At 71.2% G+C, this 17,274-nt stretch carries 16 protein-coding genes; 9 read left to right on the top strand and 7 right to left on the bottom strand.

Annotation, left to right across the window (positions count from 1 at the left end):
• The first annotated feature begins 45 nt into the window (after positions 1 to 45).
• Both HSO01S_RS06805 and HSO01S_RS06800 read left to right on the top strand, forming a co-directional pair.
• The gene (locus HSO01S_RS06805; RefSeq protein ID WP_066039816.1) at positions 46 to 2,301 is read left to right on the top strand and encodes an acyltransferase family protein; all 2,256 of its coding nucleotides are present in this window, start codon (positions 46 to 48) and stop codon (positions 2,299 to 2,301) included.
• A gap of 37 nt (positions 2,302 to 2,338) precedes the next feature.
• Positions 2,339 to 3,259, top strand: a complete 921-nt coding sequence (locus HSO01S_RS06800) for an AEC family transporter (protein ID WP_066039815.1) — start codon at positions 2,339 to 2,341, stop codon at positions 3,257 to 3,259.
• Between the two features lie 258 nt (positions 3,260 to 3,517).
• Here HSO01S_RS06800 and HSO01S_RS06795 read toward each other — a convergent pair whose 3' ends face one another.
• Positions 3,518 to 4,606, bottom strand: coding sequence for a hypothetical protein (locus tag HSO01S_RS06795; RefSeq protein ID WP_066039814.1), 1,089 nt, complete (start codon positions 4,604 to 4,606; stop codon positions 3,518 to 3,520).
• 75 nt (positions 4,607 to 4,681) lie between these two features.
• Here HSO01S_RS06795 and HSO01S_RS06790 point away from each other — a divergent pair, with 75 nt between their 5' ends.
• Complete coding sequence (locus HSO01S_RS06790) at positions 4,682 to 5,179, top strand: metallophosphoesterase family protein (protein WP_066039813.1); 498 nt, start codon at positions 4,682 to 4,684, stop codon at positions 5,177 to 5,179.
• 66 nt (positions 5,180 to 5,245) lie between these two features.
• Here HSO01S_RS06790 and HSO01S_RS06785 read toward each other — a convergent pair whose 3' ends face one another.
• The 3 genes from HSO01S_RS06785 to HSO01S_RS06775 form a co-directional block, all read right to left on the bottom strand.
• Positions 5,246 to 5,857, bottom strand: a complete 612-nt coding sequence (locus HSO01S_RS06785) for a gluconokinase (protein ID WP_066039812.1) — start codon at positions 5,855 to 5,857, stop codon at positions 5,246 to 5,248.
• Positions 5,854 to 6,561, bottom strand: coding sequence for a TetR/AcrR family transcriptional regulator (locus HSO01S_RS19610; RefSeq protein WP_066039811.1), 708 nt, complete (start codon positions 6,559 to 6,561; stop codon positions 5,854 to 5,856). The genes HSO01S_RS06785 and HSO01S_RS19610 overlap by 4 nt, the downstream gene beginning before the upstream one ends.
• 99 nt (positions 6,562 to 6,660) lie before the next feature.
• Positions 6,661 to 7,281, bottom strand: coding sequence for a TetR/AcrR family transcriptional regulator (locus tag HSO01S_RS06775; RefSeq protein ID WP_066039810.1), 621 nt, complete (start codon positions 7,279 to 7,281; stop codon positions 6,661 to 6,663).
• Between the two features lie 157 nt (positions 7,282 to 7,438).
• On the opposite strand from HSO01S_RS06775, the gene HSO01S_RS06770 reads away from it, so the two are divergent.
• On the top strand, positions 7,439 to 8,017 hold the full coding sequence (locus tag HSO01S_RS06770) for an NAD(P)H-dependent oxidoreductase (RefSeq protein ID WP_066039809.1): 579 nt from the start codon (positions 7,439 to 7,441) through the stop codon (positions 8,015 to 8,017).
• A gap of 83 nt (positions 8,018 to 8,100) precedes the next feature.
• Here the strand turns inward: HSO01S_RS06770 and trxA are convergent, their stop codons facing one another.
• The 3 genes from trxA to HSO01S_RS06755 all read right to left on the bottom strand — a co-directional run bounded on the left by trxA (position 8,101) and on the right by HSO01S_RS06755 (position 11,524).
• Positions 8,101 to 8,514: a thioredoxin gene (gene trxA / locus HSO01S_RS06765; protein ID WP_066039808.1), complete on the bottom strand. Its 414-nt coding sequence runs from the start codon at positions 8,512 to 8,514 to the stop codon at positions 8,101 to 8,103.
• A 50-nt stretch (positions 8,515 to 8,564) separates the two neighbouring features.
• Entirely contained in the window at positions 8,565 to 10,589 is a 2,025-nt protein-coding gene (locus HSO01S_RS06760; protein WP_066039807.1) for an APC family permease, read from the bottom strand.
• A 95-nt stretch (positions 10,590 to 10,684) separates the two neighbouring features.
• A complete protein-coding gene (locus HSO01S_RS06755) occupies positions 10,685 to 11,524 on the bottom strand; it encodes an exodeoxyribonuclease III (RefSeq protein ID WP_066039806.1) in 840 nt (279 codons plus the stop codon).
• A gap of 55 nt (positions 11,525 to 11,579) precedes the next feature.
• On the opposite strand from HSO01S_RS06755, the gene HSO01S_RS06750 reads away from it, so the two are divergent.
• From HSO01S_RS06750 to HSO01S_RS06730, 5 genes are all read left to right on the top strand, one after another.
• Complete coding sequence (locus tag HSO01S_RS06750) at positions 11,580 to 12,860, top strand: YihY/virulence factor BrkB family protein (RefSeq protein ID WP_066039805.1); 1,281 nt, start codon at positions 11,580 to 11,582, stop codon at positions 12,858 to 12,860.
• A gap of 7 nt (positions 12,861 to 12,867) precedes the next feature.
• Complete coding sequence (locus tag HSO01S_RS06745) at positions 12,868 to 13,800, top strand: SDR family oxidoreductase (RefSeq protein ID WP_066039804.1); 933 nt, start codon at positions 12,868 to 12,870, stop codon at positions 13,798 to 13,800.
• A gap of 57 nt (positions 13,801 to 13,857) precedes the next feature.
• Entirely contained in the window at positions 13,858 to 14,406 is a 549-nt protein-coding gene (gene pyrE / locus HSO01S_RS06740; protein WP_066039803.1) for an orotate phosphoribosyltransferase, read from the top strand.
• 2 nt (positions 14,407 to 14,408) lie between these two features.
• Complete coding sequence (locus HSO01S_RS06735; RefSeq protein WP_157078947.1) at positions 14,409 to 15,209, top strand: septum formation family protein; 801 nt, start codon at positions 14,409 to 14,411, stop codon at positions 15,207 to 15,209.
• 74 nt (positions 15,210 to 15,283) lie between these two features.
• Entirely contained in the window at positions 15,284 to 17,230 is a 1,947-nt protein-coding gene (locus HSO01S_RS06730; protein ID WP_169799953.1) for a DUF2207 domain-containing protein, read from the top strand.
• Positions 17,231 to 17,274 lie beyond the last annotated feature (44 nt).

Below are 17,274 nucleotides of genomic sequence, written 5' to 3'. Positions count from 1 at the left end.
GGGTCTCCCGGGCACTCAGGTACCCCTCGCGTAGCATGAGACGCGATGGAGAACCAGACGCCCGCGCCCGCGGCGAACCCCGCCCCGAGCAGCCGCCGGTCTTCGAGAGCGCAGCGCGAACGTGCGAACGCCGCCGGCGCGAACGCCGCCACCGCCGATGCGGCCCGCAAGGCGGGCGCCCCGACGCCCGCCCACTTCCTCCCGCACATCCAGGGCCTGCGCGCGATCGCCGTGCTGCTCGTGGTGGTCTACCACTTCTGGCCCGGCCGGCTCACCGGCGGGTACATCGGCGTCGACGTCTTCTTCGTCATCTCCGGCTTCCTCATCACCCAGCAGCTCTCCCGCCAGCTCGAGCGCACCGACCGCATCGCGCTGCCGAGCTTCTACGCCAAGCGGGCCCGCCGACTCCTCCCGGCCGCCATCACGGTGCTCGTCTTCGCGAGCCTCGCGACGCTGTTCATCATGCCGCTGTCGAGTCTGACCGAGAACGTCCGCGAGATCCTCGCCTCGACCTTCTATGTGGAGAACTGGGTCCTCGCGGCCAACTCCGTCGACTACCTGGCGGCCGCGAACGAGGCCAGCCTCGTGCAGCACTACTGGTCGCTGTCGCTCGAGGAGCAGTTCTACCTGTTCTGGCCCGTGCTGCTGCTCGGAGCATCCGTGTTCGCCGTCAAGGTGCTCGGCCGCCGCAAGTGGGTCGGCCTCATCGCCGTGCTCGCCGTGGTCGGAGTCGTCTCGTTCGCGCTCTCGGTGTTCGTCACCGCGACCGACCCGGCGGGGGCCTACTTCGTCACGTACACGCGGGTGTGGGAGTTCGCGGTCGGTGGCGCGCTCGCGCTGCTGCCGAGGCTGCGGCCCACGAAGGCCTGGCAGTCGAACATCCTGGGCTGGGGCGGCATCGCCGTCGTGCTCGGCTGCGGCTACTTCTTCACCGCGTCGACGCCGTTCCCGGGCTACATGGCCGCGATCCCGGTGCTCGGCACCGCGGCGATCATCGTGGCGCACCACCGCGAGAAGCCCTGGGACGCCGGTCGCGTGCTGAGCTTCCGCCCCGTCAGCTTCATCGGCGACATCTCGTACTCGCTGTACCTCTGGCACTGGCCGCTGATCATCATCGCGCCCTACATCCCGGGCTGGGGGCTCAGCACCCTCAACCGCATCGCGCTGTTCCTCTTCTGCTTCGTGATCGCCTGGCTGACCAAGCGCTTCATCGAAGACCCGGCGCGGAAGTGGCGCTTCTTCACCACCCGCCGCCCGCGCGTGACCCTGATCGGCGTGGTCGCCGCGATGGCCGTCTCGAGCCTCTTCGTCGGCAGCGCCTGGGCCGTGCAGCAGCCCAAGTACGACACCGAGGCGACCCAGCTGGCCGAGACGCTCGCCAACCCGCCCGCCTGCTTCGGCGCCGCATCCGGCCCCACCGACGGCGTCGCGCCGATCGACCCGCTCTGCGTGAACCCCGAACTGGCGGGACAGATCATCCCGAGCCCCGGCTTCGGCAACGCCGACCGGCCCGAGCACCCCGAGTGCCTCAGCACCCTCAACGACGCGAGCGTGCGCGACTGCACCTTCGGCAGCGAGGCAACGGATGCGCCGCAGATCGCGCTGATCGGCGACAGCCACGCCTACGCCCTGATGGACCCGTTCATCCAGATGGCGGAGCAGAACGGCTGGCGCCTCACGACGTACCTCAAGGGCGGATGCCCGTGGTCGACGACCCCGCTCGGCGGCAGCGACGCCTTCGCCCGCTCGTGCGACGACTGGCGGGGCGTGCTGACCGCGCAGCTCGCGGCGCACACACCGTTCGACGCGGTGTTCACGGCGGCGCTGACCGACCGTGCGCTCTCGGCCGACGAAGAGGCGACCACCGGCCTGATCGACGCGGCGGATGCCGACGGGTCTGCTGCCTCGCCGCAGGGCCAGGCGGCGGTCGCCGGGTACGGCGAGGCGTGGCAGCAGGTACTCGGCCAGGGCACTCCGATCGTCACCGTGGTCGACAACCCCGCCTGGGAGGACGACCCGAACAAGTGCCTGCGCACCGAGTCCGAGTCCTCGTGCGCGGAGCCGCGCGAGGACGGCCTCGCCGCCTTCGACCCGATCGCGGTCGCCGCGCGGGGAGCCGTGGCCCAGGGGCAGGACGTGACTCTGCTCGACTTCAGCGACACCTACTGCACGGCCGAGGAGTGCGCGGCCGTGATCGGCGGGGCGAACGTCTACCGCGACCCGGACCACCTCACGCGGACCTTCGCGTTCACGCTCGAGCCGTTCCTGCAGAAGGCCATGGCGTCGGCGCTCGCGCGCTGACGACTGAGACCTGAGTCGGACTCGGAGGGGACGGACGATGCTCGGAGTGCTGACCGGTTTCGGCATCATCGGCTTCGTCATCCTGGTCGGGTACGTGGTGCAGCGCAGCGGCGTGCTGCCCTCGGGCTCGGAGGCGGTGCTCAACCGGTTCGCCTTCTTCGTGGCCACGCCGGCGTTGCTGTTCGCGGTGCTGGCCCGCTCGCATCCGGCCACCGTGTTCTCGGCCTCGCTGCTCGTGACGGTGATCGCCGTGGTCGTGTCGGCGGGGCTGTTCGTGGTCGCGTCGCGGATCTGGTTCCGGCGTCCGGTCGCGGAGACGACGGTGGGGGCGGCGGGATCGGCGTACGTCAACGCGAACAACATCGGGCTGCCGGTGGCGAGCTACGTGCTGGGGAGCGCGCAGCTGGTCGCGCCGGTGCTGCTGCTGCAGCTGATCGTGCTGGCTCCGATCGTGCTGACCGTGCTCGACATCTCGACGCGGGGGCGGGTGTCGGTGGGGAGCATCCTGACGCAGCCGCTCCGGAACCCGATGATCATCGCGTCGCTGGTCGGGCTGGTGCTGGCGCTCTGCGGCGTGGTGCTGCCGGATGCGGTGATGGCGCCGTTCGACCTCATCGGCGGGGCTGCGGTGCCCGTGGTGCTGATCGCGTTCGGGATGTCGCTGGTGGGGCAGAAGCCGCTCGAGCCCGGGGCGGGGCGGGCGGAGATCGTGGTCGCGAGCGTGCTGAAGCTCGTGGTGATGCCGGCGGTCGCATTCGTGGCGGCGCGGTTCGTGTTCGGGCTCGCGCCCGAGCAGGTGTTCGCGGTGGTGACGCTGTCGGCGCTGCCGACGGCCCAGAACATCTACAACTTCGCGGCCCGGTACCAGCGCGGGGTGCGGGTGGCGCGGGACACGGTGCTGCTGACGACGCTGGGGTCGGTGCCGGTGCTCGTGGGGGTTGCGGCGTTCTTGGCGTAGGGGCGTGAGGTTGGCGGGTGGCTCGTGCTGTTCGAATGGGCTGAAGATCGCGTTCAGGCGTGCACCACGTCGATATGAGTGCGATCTTCAGCCCGTTCGGGAGGGGTGCCCATTCGAACGGAATGAAAAAGTGGGGGTTCGGCTGCACTACGTCGATGAGGGGTGGGATTCTCATTCCGTTCGGGAGTGAGGTCGGGCGTTTCTGGGGTGGGCGGCCTAGGTGGTAGGCCGTCGGAGCGGTGGGGCCGGGCGGGGCGGTCAGTCGTCGAGGCGGTCTAGGCGGGCTCGGGCGCGGTCGGCCGCTCGACGGGCGGCGTCGGCGGTGCGCTGGGCCGCGGCACGCTTGCGGCGGAGGAACGCCGCCTCGGAGGTGGTGTCGCCGAGTTGGTCGGTGAGCTCCTCGATGCGCTGCTTCAGCTCGCGGAGCTCGTCGGCCAGGTGCTCGCGGCGGTCGCGGAGCTCGTCCGCGCGGAGGTCGAGCGCGGCGACCTCGTTCGCGGCATCCTCCGCGTCCTGCCGGGTCTCCTCGGCGTCGCGGGCGGCCTCGGCGCGCTCGCGCTCCCGGCGGGCCGCGCGATCGGCGGCGGCCCGGTCGGCCTTGGTAGGCCCGGCGTCTGCCGATCCGTCCTTGGCAAGACCGTCCTTGGCAAGACCGTCCTTGGCCAGACCGTCCTTGGTCGATCGGCTCTTCCCCGGCCCGGACCCCGTCGTCGCGCCCTCGGCGGCCGGACGGGGCACCGCGCGGAGGGGGCGGTCGGCGGAATGCTCCGGCAGCCCGTCGAGCACCTGGGCGTCGAGCGCGTCGGGGAGCGCGCCCTCGAGGTCGACCTCGCCGAAGCCGGCGGGGGCGAGGGTGCGGGTGAGGAGTCCGCTGCGCACCACGGCCGCGGCGCGCGGATCGCCGAGGGCGGCCTGCAGGGTCTGCTCGACATCGAGGGCCGCGCTGGGCGAGACGGCGGCGCCGAGTTCGCCACCCAGGGTGCGGGCTTCGTCGGCGAGGTGGGCGAGCATCCGCTGACGGTCGCGACCGAGGGTGCGGAGGGCGTCGCGATCGACGCCGGTGTCGGGGTCGCTGGCCTCGCGCATCCGCTCCCCGAGGTCGAGGAGCGCGTCGATGTCGTCGGCGCGATGGCGCACGAGGGCACCGACCGCCCAGACGGCGACCGTGGGCTTGACGAGAGAGCGGATGCGGGCGGCCAGCGCGCGATCGCCGCTCTTCGTCGCCGCCGAAGCGCGGGCGTTGCGGGCGGCGATGAAATCCGACGGGGGGAGGCCGTAGAGCTCCCAGGCTGCGGCGCGCAGCTCGTCGCCGCGCTCACCGCTCTTGCCGCCTTCGCCGCCGGCCATCGCCCCACCTCCGCTCAGGGTTCCCGCGTTCGAGCCTAGGGGTGGCCCGGCCGAAGCGGTGGCACGATGTGGGGCATGGTCACCTCGATCGTGCTGCTCGCCGACACCCACCTGCCCAAGCGCGCCAAGGTGCTGCCCGACGAGGTCTGGCGGGCGGCGGATGCGGCCGACCTCGTCTTCCACGCCGGCGACTGGGTCGACGAGGCCACGCTCGATGCGCTCGAGCAGCGGTCAGCGCGGCTGGTGGGCGTGTGGGGCAACAACGATGGGCCCGGGCTGCGGGCGCGCCTGCCCGAGGTGGCGCGGGTGGAGGTGGAGGGGCTGAGGGTCGCGATGATCCACGAGACGGGGGCGGCGACCGGGCGGGAGCGGCGGATGGATGCGCTCTTCCCCGACACCGACGTGCTGGTCTTCGGCCACAGCCACATCCCCTGGCAGACGACGTCGCCGGCGGGGATGCTGCTGCTGAACCCCGGTTCCCCGACGGATCGCCGCCGCCAGCCCCACCGCACCTTCATGACGGCGACGGCGGATGCGGGCGTGCTGCGCGATGTGCGTTTGATCGAGCTCTGACGCGCGGCTGTAGCTGCGCTGTCGTTGCCGCCTTCGTGGCTGCTGCGCGGTTCACGCGCGCGGCGGTCAGGATGCGGGCGGCGGGGTGAGGTGCAGGGCTTCGACGATGGCGTCGACCACGGTGGTGGGGGTGGCTCCGACGGTGACCGCGACGCCGGCCTCGCCGGTGGCGAGCGGCTCGAGCGCGGCGAGCTGCGAGTCGAGCAGCGACGGTGGCATGAAGTGGTCGACCCGGGCCGAGAGGCGGGCGGCGATCAGGCCCGAGGCTCCGATCAGTTGCACGAACACCGCCCCCGGGCACTCCTCGCGCAAGAGGTCGCGGTACACCCGCCGCAGGGCCGAACACGCGACGACGACCCCGGTGGGATGCGCGACGTCGCCCGCCGCGCCCGCCTCCGCCGCGCCCGCCTCCTCGCGGGCGAGCGGGTGAGCGGGTTCGGGACCGGCGGCGGTGGCCGAGAGGCGTTCGGCCTCGGCTCCGACCGCACGGAGCCAGGGCCAGCGGTCGTCGTCGGCGAGGGGGATGCCGCCGGCCATCTTCGCGACGTTGGCGGCCGGATGCAGGTCGTCGGCATCCACGAACGACCACCCCAGGCGGGCGGCGAGCAGCGAGCCGATCGTCGACTTGCCCGACCCCGAGACGCCCGTGACGAAGACCGCCCGCGTCACGCCGGTCATGCGTCGACCCCGGAATCGCCGTCGGCCTTGGTGCCTCGGCCGGCGTCGGTCTCGAGTCCTCTCCAGACCGTGTCCACCGCCAGATCGACGAGGTCGTCGAGCGGGTGGCCCTCGAGGAGGTCCTCGGCGGCGAGTTGCGCGAGACCGTGGATCAGTGCGAACGCGATCAGCCCGCGCCGGGGGTCGACGGGGCCGGAGTCCTCGCGCATCGACGACGCCGTCAGTTCGAGACCGCGGCGTCGTGCCGCAGCGAGCCGAGCGGCCGCGTCGGCCCCATCGGCCTCGGCGGTGCCCGACCCCGAGACCGAAGGGGAGGAGACCGACGGCGACGAAACCGACGGCGACAAGACCGACCGCGACATCACCTCCATCAGCGGCCCGTGCTCACCGGCGAAACCGAGGTAGGCCCGCGCGACGGCGGAGAACCGCGACGCACCGTGCGGGTCGACCGGGCCCGCCGCATCCGTTGACGCCTCGAGCCGCGCGTTCAGCGCCGCGTACCCCTCGAGGGCGAGCGCGTCGAGCAGTGCCCGCCGATCACGGAAGTGCCGGCCCGGCGCCGCGTGACTCACGCCGAGCTCGCGGGCGAGGCGCCGCAGGGTCAGGGCGTCGGCTCCCTCGGCGGCGAGCGTCTCGCCCGCCCGCTCGAGCAGCGCCGTGCGCAGGTTACCGTGGTGGTAGGGCGTAGGTGCGGAACCGCTCATGGCCCGAGCGTACGTCGATGTGGCCACGGGCAACATGGTCTCCAGCGATCGGCAGCGCGGCACCGGCACACGCGGCGGCCCGCACCCGCATCCGCCGTGTCACCCTCGCAGCACCCGCCGCACCAGCTCCTCCCACCCGTCGCTCAACCGCGGGAGCATGCGCGTGATCTCGTCGCCGGGAAGCTGCACGATCGCATCCAGCACCGCCATCAGGTTGAACGCCAGCACGGGCACGTCGGCCGGGTACCCCGCCTCGCGCACGAGCAGCGCGATGTGCACCTCGACGACCCGGCGCACGGGGATCGCCGCCCGCTCGGTGACCGGACGCTCGGCCGCCCGCATGACCTCGGCCACCACCGAGTAGGTCGCCAGGCGCTCGCGACCGAACGCGACCAGCCGCTCGACGGCCGGCGCACCCGGCCCGAGCGGCGGCGGCCCGCTCAGGAACCGCAGCTGGAACGCCCGCTCCGACTCGTCCAGCAGCGCCTCGAACAGTCCGGCGCGCGACCCGAACCGGCGGAAGATCGTGCCCTTGCCCACCCCGCTCTCGGTCGCGAGCCGATCCATCGTCAGGGCGTCCGGGCCGTCCTGATCCAGGATGCGCCGGGCCGCGTCGAGCAGGCGGGCGCGGTTGCGCGCGGCGTCGGCGCGCTCCGGGGTGAGGGGTTCGGGCGGCGGGCCGAGGAGCGGGACGAGGGGGCTGAGGCCGGACCTGTCCATGCAGGGACAGTACCACGGGGGTTCCAGCGGCCGGGTCGGCGGACGGGGGGGTGGGAGCGATCGAAGAGTTGGGGAATAAACGGACCGCGGTCCGGTTAAACGAAGTGGATGCCGGTCGACAGCGCCGCGCCCACCCTCATCCCCAACAAGGAGAACCATGACCGAGAAGAACGTGCTCGTGCTCGTCGGAAGCCTGCGCTCCGGCTCGACCAACCGCCAGCTCGCCGAGGCCGCCGCCGAACTCGCCCCCGAGGGCCTGGCGCTCTCGCTCTACGGCGGACACTCCGAGCTGCCCCTCTACAACGAGGACGTCGACGTCGAGGGCGCGCTGCCCGAATCCGTCGTCGCCTACCGTCAGGCGATCTCCGACGCCGACGCCGTGCTCGTCGTCACCCCCGAGCACAACGGGACGCTCCCCGCGAACCTCAAGAACGCGATCGACTGGTCGTCGCGCCCCTTCGGTTCGAGTTCGATCTCGGCGAAGCCCGTCGCCGTCATCGGCACCTCGTTCGCCCAGTTCGGCGGAATCTGGGCGCAGGACGAAGCGCGCAAGGCCTACGGCATCGCCGGCGCCAACGTGATCGAGTCGACCACCGTCGCGGTGCCGAACTCGATGGTGCGCTTCGCGGAGACGCACCCGAAGGAGGATGCGGAGATCCGCGAGCAGCTCTCGGCGTTCCTCGCCGAGTTCGCCGAGGCCCTCGACGGGATCGACGCCGAGCAGCAGGCCGCCTGACCCGCACGCCGCGCGCGAAAACAGCACGAAAAAAGGGCGCCCACCTGACGTGGGCGCCCTTTTCGTGTGCGAGGCCTCGAGGCCTAGACCTCAGCCGCCGGCTGCTGCGGCTGCTGCTCCTCGGCCACGGCCTGCTGCTTGGCGACGGCCTCGGCGTAGTCCTTCTTCACGGCCTCCATGTCGAGGGCGCGGACCTGCGAGATGACGTCTTCGAGCACCTGGCCGGGCAGGGCGCCGGGCTGGGCGAAGATCGGGATACCGTCGCGGTAGCCGACCAGCGTGGGGATCGAGGTGATGCCGTACGAGGCGGCCAGCTGCTGCTGGTCCTCCGTGTCGACCTTGGCGAACGTGATGTCGCCGTGCTCGTCGGAGGCCTTCTCGAACACCGGGGCGAACTGCTTACAGGGGCCGCACCAGTCGGCCCAGAAGTCGATCAGGACGATGCCGTCGGCGACGGTCTCGTCGTGGTTGTCAATGGTGAGAGTCTTCGTGGACATACCTTCATTAACGCCACAGACCGCCTAGGATTCCCACCCTCAGCCCGCATTCAGCTGACGTGCACGTCCGGCCGGTGCCGGCGATCCTTCTCCGCCCGCCGCAGCACCTCGCGGGTGACCGGGGCGACCTCGCCGGTGCCCGTGACCAGGAACTTGAACATGTTCGAGATCGGGCTCCCCTCGGTCCACTCGAAGTAGATGCCGGGCACCACCCCGGTCAGGTCGCGGATCTCGAGCAGCACGGCCGCGATCGTGTTCGGGATGTTACCGCTGGTCACCCGCAGCACCCGGTAGCCGTGCACGGCGACGCCCTCGACGACCAGGTCCTCCTCGAAGTCGGACGAGTCGGAGGGATAGACCTCCAGGAAGATGACGGGCGTGCGGAGCGGGATCCCGCTGTCGCGCCGCTCCTCGGCGACCTTCTGCCGGTACTCCTCGGCCGACCCGTCGTCGGCCTCGTTCGCGATGATCCGCACCGAGTCGAACTCCTCGGCATCCGTCAGCACGAAGTCGAGCGCCTGCGCGTCGAGCGTGACCGAGGTCGCGCGCAGCTGGAACGACCGGTTCACCCGCGAGACGATCGACACGACGATGATGCCCAGGATGAACAGGGCCGCGATCCGCACGCCGTCCGGCCGCTCGATCACGTTGGCCACGGTCGTGTAGAGGAACACCACGGCCACGACGGCGAACCCGATCGTCGCGCCCTTCTGCTTCTTGCGCGCGGCCGAGAGCGTGACCGCGACGGATGCGGAGGTGATGAGCACCAGCACGCCGGTCGCGTAGGCGCCGGCCTGCGCATCCACGTTCGCCTGGAACACGAGCGTGATGATCACCGCGATGGCCGTGAACACGAGCACGAGCGGGCGCACGGCACCGGCCCAGTGCGGGGCCATGCCGTAGCGCGGGAGGTAGCGGGGCACGAGGTTGAGCAGGCCGGCGAGAGCGGATGCACCGGCGAACCACAGGATGGAGATGGTCGCTATGTCGTAGACGGTTCCGAATCCATCACCCAGGAACTGGTGCGCCAGGTAGGCCAGCGCGCGGCCGTTGGCGGGCCCGCCGGCCTCGAAGTCCTTCTGCGGGATGAGCAGGGTGGTGACAAGGCTCGACGTGATCAGGAACGCCGACATGATGACGGCGGCAGTGGTCAGCAGGCGTTTCGCCCCGCGGATGCGGCCGACCGGCACCCCCGTCGCGTCGGTCGTCTCGCCCTTCTCCGGGCCCTTCTTGGCGGGGTCGGAGGTGATCTGCGGCATCACGGCGACGCCGGTCTCGAAACCGGAGAGGCCGAGAGCGAGCTTCGGGAAGGCGATCAGGGCGATGCCGACCACGACGAGCGGGTTGCCGCGTTCGGCGGAGAGCGCCGCCCACCAGTCGTCGATCACGACGGTGTTCTCGGCGACGTGCGCGATGCTCACGACGACGACGATCGCGTTCAGCACGAGGAACACCGCGACCAGCACGACCGCGATGTTGATGGCCTCCTTGAAGCCGCGGAGGAAGACGACCGACAGTGCCGCGATCAGCACGAGCGTGATGATGACCTGGTTGCCCTCGAACCAGCTCGGGGCGAACGGGTTCTCGATGGCGTGCGCCGTCGCATCCGCTGCACTGAGGGTGATCGTGATCATGAAGTCGGTGGCGGCGAACCCGAGCAGCACCAGCACGACCAGTTTGCCGCCCCACCAGGGGAGCAGCTTCTCGAGCATGGCGATCGAACCCTCGCCGCGGTAGCTCTCGCGGGCCACTCGGCGGTAGACCGGCAGGGCGCCGAGGAGTGTCAGCAGCACGAGCACGATCGTCGCGAAGGGCGAGATCAGGCCGGCCGCGAGGGCGGCGATCGCGGGCTGGTAGCCGAGGGTCGAGAAGTAGTCGACACCTGTGAGGCACATCACGCGCCACCAGGAGTGCGTCTTCTCGGGCTTGGCGGCTCCCGGGCCGGGGTGCCGGCCGGTGTTGTCGGTCAGCCCGTCGGTCAGCCAGGTGCGCAGGCGCGAGCGCTTCTGAGGGGCGTCAGGCCAGGGTTGGCCGGGCGTCAACGGCGAACCGGCGCCGACCGTCGGAGTGGACATGCTCCATCTATACACGCATCCGGTGACGTCCATGGCGCGGGAAGCGCCCCCGCTCCGTGCCCTGAAGCGGACAGTGCCCGGATCGGGCGTTCGGGTCAGCCGAAGATCATGGGGCGGTCGTCGTCGTCCTCGGGGGCGAGCTCGAGGTCGACGACCACCGGCACGTGGTCCGAGGGGGCATCGCCCTTGCGCTCATCGCGGTCGATGCGCGCCGAGGTGACCAGGTCGGCGAAGGCGGGCGAGCCCATGATGAAGTCGATCCGCATCCCCTCGTTGCGCGGGAAGCGGAGCTGCTTGTAGTCCCAGTAGGTGTAGCCCGTGGGCACCAGCGGGCGCACGACGTCGGCCAGCCCGAGAGCCTCGAACTCGGCGAAGGCCGCGCGTTCGGGCACCGAGACGTGCGTGGAGCCCTCGAAGACCGAGCGGTCCCAGACGTCGGTGTCGAGCGGAGCGATGTTCCAGTCGCCCATCAGGGCGAGCGGCTGCGCGGGGTCGGCGGCGATCCACGAGCGGGTCTGCTCGGCGAGCTCGTGCAGCCAGGCCAGCTTGTAGGTGTAGTGCGGGTCGTCGAGCGCGCGGCCGTTCGGCACGTAGAGGCTCCAGAGCCGCACGCCGTCGACCGTGACGCCGAGGGCGCGGGCCTCCTGTGGCAGCGATCCGTCGTCGAGCACCTTGCCGAAGCCGGGCATCCCGGTGAACGTGTTCGTCACCTCGTGCATCGGCAGGCGGCTGGCGAAGGCGACGCCGTTCCACTGGTTGAGGCCGTGCAGCACGACCTCGTAGCCCGCCTCCTGGAAGGCCTCGAACGGGAACTGCGACTCCTTGCACTTGATCTCCTGCATGGCGAGCACGTCGACGTCCTCTCGCACCAGCCAGTCGACGACCCGGCCGACTCGAGCACGGATGGAGTTCACGTTCCAGGTGGCAACACGCATGATGCAACGCTAACAGCGGCGGATGACGCTGCATCCGCGTCAGTAGGCTGTGGCCATGGCGGAGGGGGGACAGGGAGCGCGGCCGCCCGAGCAGCACGGCGCGCGCGACCGCCCGGACCGGCCGCAGCAGCCCAACCTGCGCGACCGCCGCGACCGGCTCGAGCAGCGCATCCAGGAGCGGTTCGACGAGCCGATCGCCCGCGTCACGAACCTCACGCAGCAGACCCTCGCCCTGTTCCCGACCCGGGTCTGGCGCCGGTTCCTCGCCGGCAACGGCTTCATCCTCAGTTCGGGCATGAGCTACCAGGCGCTGTTCGCCGTGTTCGCCGCCGTCTACATCGTGTTCGCGGTCGCCGGCATCTGGCTGACCGGGTCGCGCGAGACCATGGACGCCCTCGTGCGCCTGATCAACACCTACGTGCCGAGCCTGATCGGCGAGCACGGCATCATCAAGGACGACGACCTTCGCCGCGTCGCGGAGTCGAGCGGATCGGTGCTCACGATCACCGGCATCGCCGCCCTGATCGTGCTGGTCTGGACGGCGATCGGCTGGATCACCTACTCCCGCATCGCCGTGCGCACGATCTTCGGCATGCCGCGCGACCGGCGGGCCTACCTCTACCTGAAGGCGCGCGACCTCGTCGTCTCGCTGCTGCTGGGTGTGGTGCTGTTCGCGGCGGCCGTCCTCAGTGTGATCAGCACCTCGGCGATCGACTGGCTGCTCGGCCTCGTCGGCGTCACCTCGCACGACTGGACCCGCGCGCTCGTCACCGTGATCAGCCTGCTGGTCGTGTTCGCGATCGACGTCGGGGCGCTGATGGTGATGTTCCGGTTCCTCGCCGGCGCGCGGCTGACGGTGCGGCGGATGGCGGTGGGGTCGCTGCTGGGCGGGGCAGGGCATGCGCTCCTCCAGGTGCTCGGCAGCCGGCTGCTGGACGGCGCCACGCAGAACCCGCTGCTGTCGACCTTCGTGGTGTTCATCGCGCTGCTGCTCTGGTTCAGGATCACGAGTGTGGTCACGCTGGTCGCCGCATCCTGGATCGCCGTCGCGGCCGAGGACAGGCACGAGCGCCTCTACGAACCCACGGTCGCCGAGCGCGCGGCCCTCGAGCGCGACGCCCTGCTCCTCGCGGCCGAGGTGCGGCTGCGCGCGGCCGAGGAGGAGTACCGCACGGCGACGTTCTTCCGGCGGCCGGCCGCGAAGTGGCGGCGGGATGCGGCGCGGGAGGAGCTGGCGACGCTCGCGGGCGGCGATGCGGCGTTCAGTCGTTCCGCGTTCAGCAGTTCCGCGTTCAGCCGTTCGTCGGATGCGTCGGACCCGTCGGACGGAGGATGATCGGGGCATGAGCGAAATCACGAACGAGACCGCGGGTGGGGCGAGCGAGAACCAGCCCGGTACTGCGCCCGTCGCCGTCACGGGTTCGACCGGCGCGGTCGGCGGGCGGGTGGCCAGGATGCTGTCGGACGCCGGCATCCCGTTGCGCCTCGTCGTGCGCGATGCCACCAGGGCGCCCGAGCTGGGCGACGCGCAGGACGGATCCACTCCCACCGTCGAGATCGCCGTCGCCGAGTACTCGGCTGAGGAGGCCGCGCGCCACGCCCTCGAAGGGGTCGAGCTGCTCTTCATGGTCTCGGCCGCCGAGAACGAGGACCGCGTCGCCGAGCACCGCTCGTTCATCGCGGCAGCGGCCGCGGCCGGGGTGCGGCACGTCGTCTACACCTCGTTCCTCGCCGCGGCGCCCGACTCCGTCTTCACGCTGGGTCGCGACCACTTCGCCACCGAGCAGGCGATCCGCGACTCGGGCATGGGGTTCACCTTCCTGCGCGACAACCTCTACACCGACTTCCTGCCGATGCTGGCCGACGAGGACGGCGTGATCCGCGGCCCCGCCGGCGACGGACGGCTCGCCTCGGTGACGCGGGCCGACGTGGCCCGGTCGGCATCCGCTGTGCTGCAGGACACCCTGCGGGATCCGGCCGCCCATCGCGCCGCGACCTACGACCTCACCGGGCCCGAGGCGCTCAGTCTGCTCGAGGTCGCCGGGGTGCTGAGCGCCGACGGGTCGCGCGGGCAGATCGAGTTCGTCGACGAGACGCTCGACGAGGCCTACGCCTCACGCGCGCACTACGGGGCTCCGGCCTGGCAGGTCGAGGCGTGGGTGAGCACGTACACGGCGATCGCGTCGGGCGAACTCGCCTGGGTGAGCGACGACGTCGAGCGGCTGACGGGGCGGGGGGCGGAGTCGCTGAAGGAGTTTTTGGCCGCGGGGGAGTGAGGTAACGGCGCTTCGCCATCCCGAAGCGCGCCGCACGGCCCCCGGTAGACTCGGCACGTGACCGACGCGCGCAGCCAACTCATCGAGTACATCAAGTCCGATGCCGTCTTCCACGGCGATTTCACGCTCACGAGCGGCAAGAAGGCGTCGTACTACGTCGACCTGCGCAAGGTCTCGCTCGACCACCGCGTCGCCCCGCTGATCGGCCAGGTCATGCTCGACCTCATCGCGGGCATCAAGAACGTGGATGCGGTGGGCGGCCTCACGATGGGCGCCGACCCGATCGCCTCCGCGGTGCTGCACCAGGGTGCCGCCCGCGGCCTGGCGTACGACGCGTTCGTGGTGCGCAAGGAGCCGAAGGACCACGGTCGCGGTCGCCAGGTGGAGGGCCCGGACGTCGCCGGCAAGCGCGTGATCGTGCTCGAGGACACCTCGACCACCGGTGGATCGCCGCTCGCCGCGATCACCGCGCTCGAGAAAGCCGGCGCGATCGTCGTCGGCGTGGCCGTGGTGGTCGACCGGGCCACCGGCGCGGGCGAGCGCATCGAGGAGGCCGGGTACCCGTACCACTACGCGATCGGGCTGGCGGACCTCGGGCTGGAGTGACGGTGGCTGACGCGGCGGGTGGGTCGGGCGGCGGCGTTGTGCCGGGGCCTGGTGCCGCGGGTGGCGGTGCGGATTCCGGCGCCGGCGCCGGCCCGGGTGCTGGCGGTCGCGGCGCAGATGGCGCTTCCGGCGCCGCGGCGCGTGAGCGCTCGAAGCCCCGCGCGCTCGTGATCGCGGCGGCCGCAGTCGGGCTGGCGGTCGTGGTCGCGCTGTTCTTCATCGGGATGCGGATCGGGCAGGGCGGGGTGACCGGCCGGTCGCTGGTGTCGACCGCGCCGACGGCCACCGCATCCGAATCGGCCGTGCCGACCGCCACGCCCACCCTCACACCCGCTCCCGCCGCATCCGCTTCGCCGACCCCGGCCGCAGGTGCCACAGGTGCCGCGGCGAGCACCGGGGCCGACGCGGTGCCGGCCGGGCCGGCTGCTCCGGGGGTGCACGAGTGGGACGAGCTGGGCGGAGGCGAGTGCTTCACCGGCTTCACCTCGCCCTGGGAGCAGCGGTTCACGGTCGTCGACTGCGCATCCGCCCACACGGCCCAGCTGGTCTCGACCGGGCTCTTCGCCGAGGATGCCGCTGCCGCGTACCCCGGCGAGGCCGAGCTGGTCTCGCGGCTCAACCTGCTCTGCACGGCGCCGACCGCCCTTGCCTACGACGCCGCGGGTGCGCTGCCCGACGTGCAGTGGCAGGCCTCCTACCCGGCGGACGCGGCGGCCTGGAGCGCCGGTGACCGCCGCTACTCCTGCTTCTTCAGCCGCACCTCCGGCGAGCCGCTCGGGGGCTCGCTGGTGGCGGCGGGCTGAGCGGGGATGGGTCCCGGATGAGTTCGGGTGAGCATTCCTCCGCAATGTCGGGAGCCGTGGCTAGAGTGAAGCCCATGAGCAGAAGCAGGCGAGAGGGGCGGGGCTCGGCGATCGTGCGGGTGGCGGTGGCGGGGCTGCTCGCGCTCGGGGGGGTGCTGGGCGGTGCCGTGTTCGGTGCGGCGATCCCGGCGGTGGCTGCGAGCTCGGGTGCGGCGACTTCGGTCGCTGGCGCTGGCGAATCCGTCGTGCCGGCTGGTGCCGGTTCGGTGGGCGCGCTCGCCGAGGAGCCCGGCGACGTCAACGACTTCACGTTCGAATCCTTCGACGGTCAGTACGACCTCGGCATCGACGGTGATGGCCGCTCGACCTTGACCACGGTCGAGACCTTCGTCGCCCGCTTCCCCGACGCCGATCAGAACCACGGCATCCAGCGGGCGATCCCCGAGCGCTACAAGGGCCACTCGACCGACCTCACGCTGGTATCGGTGACCGACGGCTCCGGCAATCCACGGCCGTATACGACCGATACCGACGACGAGAACCTCATCGTGACGAGTGCCGATCCCGACTTCGTGCACGGCGAGCAGACCTACGTGCTCACCTACCGTCAGACCGACGTCACGGCCTACTTCGACAACACCGACGACGACGAGTTCTACTGGGACACGAACGGCACACTCTGGCGCCAGCCCTTCACGGTGCACACCACGACGACCACCGTGGCTCCGGCGCTGGTCGGAGCGCTCACCGGCAGCACGGGCTGCTTCGTCGGCAGCGAGGGGTCGAGCGCGCAGTGCGAGATCACCCGGGCCGACGGGGCTGACGGCTCAGCCGTATTCAGCAGCCGCGCCACCGACCTCGCGGCGGGTGAGAACGTGACGATCGGCATCGCGTTCCGGCCCGGTACCTTCGTCGAACCCGACACCTCGTACCTCTCGGCGGTGTCGAGCTGGGTGCAGCTGATTGCCCTCCTGCTGGCCGTGGCGACCGCGGTCCTCGCGATCGTCTACCGCGTCACGCGGTTGCGGGATGCGCCGGGTCGCCCCGTCATCGTCCCCGAGTTCACCCCGCCGCGCGACGCCGACCTGCTGATCGCGGCGGACGTCACCAAGCGCACCACGCGGGCTGCGGCCGCATCCTTCGTCGACTACGCGGTGCGGCACAACATCCAGATCGTCGAGCAGGAGGAGCCGGGGGTCTTCTCGTCGAAGACGGTCTACGTGCTGCGATTGCTCACGGCCCAGGGCCTGAACCCTGCCGAGGTCTCCCTCGCGCAGGCGCTGTTCGGGGACGGCCTGCAGGCGGGGTCAGTCCGAGAGCTGAAGAAGAACGACAGCGCCCTGGCGAAGCAGGTCTACGCCGTGCTGCAGGCGACGCGAAAGCGGGCGTTCGCCGAGGGCTATCTCAAGTCGGGCATCCGGGGAACCGGGGCCCTCCTGTTGATCGCTGCGTTCGTGCTCGCCGTGATCTCGATCGGCGCGGGCACCCAGTCGGCCGACGCCGAGCTCGGGTCGGGGCTTCCGGTCATCCTGATGTTCCCGGCCGTGATCTCGGTGATCGTGGTGTTCGCGACGGCGTTCCGGTCGCCGCTGACCGCGAAGGGCGCCGAGCTGCGCGACTACATCGAGGGCATCGAGATGTACGTGAAGTGGGCCGAGGAGGAGCGTTTCCGAGTGCTGCAGAGCCCCGAGGGGGCGCTGCGCACGGGGGTGAACGCGCCCGACTGGGGTCAGGTCGTGAAGCTCTACGAGAAGCTGCTGCCGTACGCCGTGCTGCTCGATCTCGAGTCGGAGTGGGCGAAGGTGCTCGGCACCTACTACGAGAGCCTCGGCAGCCGGCCCGACTGGTACGGCGGTGGAGACGTGTTCAACGCCTACCTTTTCGCCTCGGCCATCTCGTCCCTGTCGTCCACGTCGGCCTCGGCCTACTCGGGCAGTTCGTCGAGCAGCTCGAGCGGTTTCTCGGGTGGCGGCGGTTTCTCGGGCGGTGGCGGTGGCGGCGGTGGTGGCGGCGGCGTCTGACCCCGCCCACCGCATTCCCGAACTCCACACCCCCGCCACTCCCG

Source organism: Herbiconiux solani NBRC 106740, assembly GCF_001571005.1.
GTDB classification, from domain to species: Bacteria; Actinomycetota; Actinomycetes; order Actinomycetales; family Microbacteriaceae; genus Herbiconiux; species Herbiconiux solani.
The sequence above is the reverse complement of the archived record's forward strand: the minus strand, read 5'-3'. Positions and strand labels throughout refer to the sequence as shown.

Excerpts from the sequence above, each read along its gene's own strand:
- HSO01S_RS06805 (WP_066039816.1), top strand. The coding sequence starts at position 46 with ATGGAGAACCAGACGCCCGCGCCCGCGGCGAACCCCGCCCCGAGCAGC.
- HSO01S_RS06800 (WP_066039815.1), top strand. The coding sequence starts at position 2,339 with ATGCTCGGAGTGCTGACCGGTTTCGGCATCATCGGCTTCGTCATCCTG.
- HSO01S_RS06795 (WP_066039814.1), bottom strand. The coding sequence starts at position 4,606 with ATGGCCGGCGGCGAAGGCGGCAAGAGCGGTGAGCGCGGCGACGAGCTG.
- HSO01S_RS06790 (WP_066039813.1), top strand. The coding sequence starts at position 4,682 with ATGGTCACCTCGATCGTGCTGCTCGCCGACACCCACCTGCCCAAGCGC.
- HSO01S_RS06785 (WP_066039812.1), bottom strand. The coding sequence starts at position 5,857 with ATGACCGGCGTGACGCGGGCGGTCTTCGTCACGGGCGTCTCGGGGTCG.
- HSO01S_RS19610 (WP_066039811.1), bottom strand. The coding sequence starts at position 6,561 with ATGAGCGGTTCCGCACCTACGCCCTACCACCACGGTAACCTGCGCACG.
- HSO01S_RS06775 (WP_066039810.1), bottom strand. The coding sequence starts at position 7,281 with ATGGACAGGTCCGGCCTCAGCCCCCTCGTCCCGCTCCTCGGCCCGCCG.
- HSO01S_RS06770 (WP_066039809.1), top strand. The coding sequence starts at position 7,439 with ATGACCGAGAAGAACGTGCTCGTGCTCGTCGGAAGCCTGCGCTCCGGC.
- trxA (WP_066039808.1), bottom strand. The coding sequence starts at position 8,514 with ATGTCCACGAAGACTCTCACCATTGACAACCACGACGAGACCGTCGCC.
- HSO01S_RS06760 (WP_066039807.1), bottom strand. The coding sequence starts at position 10,589 with ATGTCCACTCCGACGGTCGGCGCCGGTTCGCCGTTGACGCCCGGCCAA.
- HSO01S_RS06755 (WP_066039806.1), bottom strand. The coding sequence starts at position 11,524 with ATGCGTGTTGCCACCTGGAACGTGAACTCCATCCGTGCTCGAGTCGGC.
- HSO01S_RS06750 (WP_066039805.1), top strand. The coding sequence starts at position 11,580 with ATGGCGGAGGGGGGACAGGGAGCGCGGCCGCCCGAGCAGCACGGCGCG.
- HSO01S_RS06745 (WP_066039804.1), top strand. The coding sequence starts at position 12,868 with ATGAGCGAAATCACGAACGAGACCGCGGGTGGGGCGAGCGAGAACCAG.
- HSO01S_RS06730 (WP_169799953.1), top strand. The coding sequence starts at position 15,284 with ATGAGCAGAAGCAGGCGAGAGGGGCGGGGCTCGGCGATCGTGCGGGTG.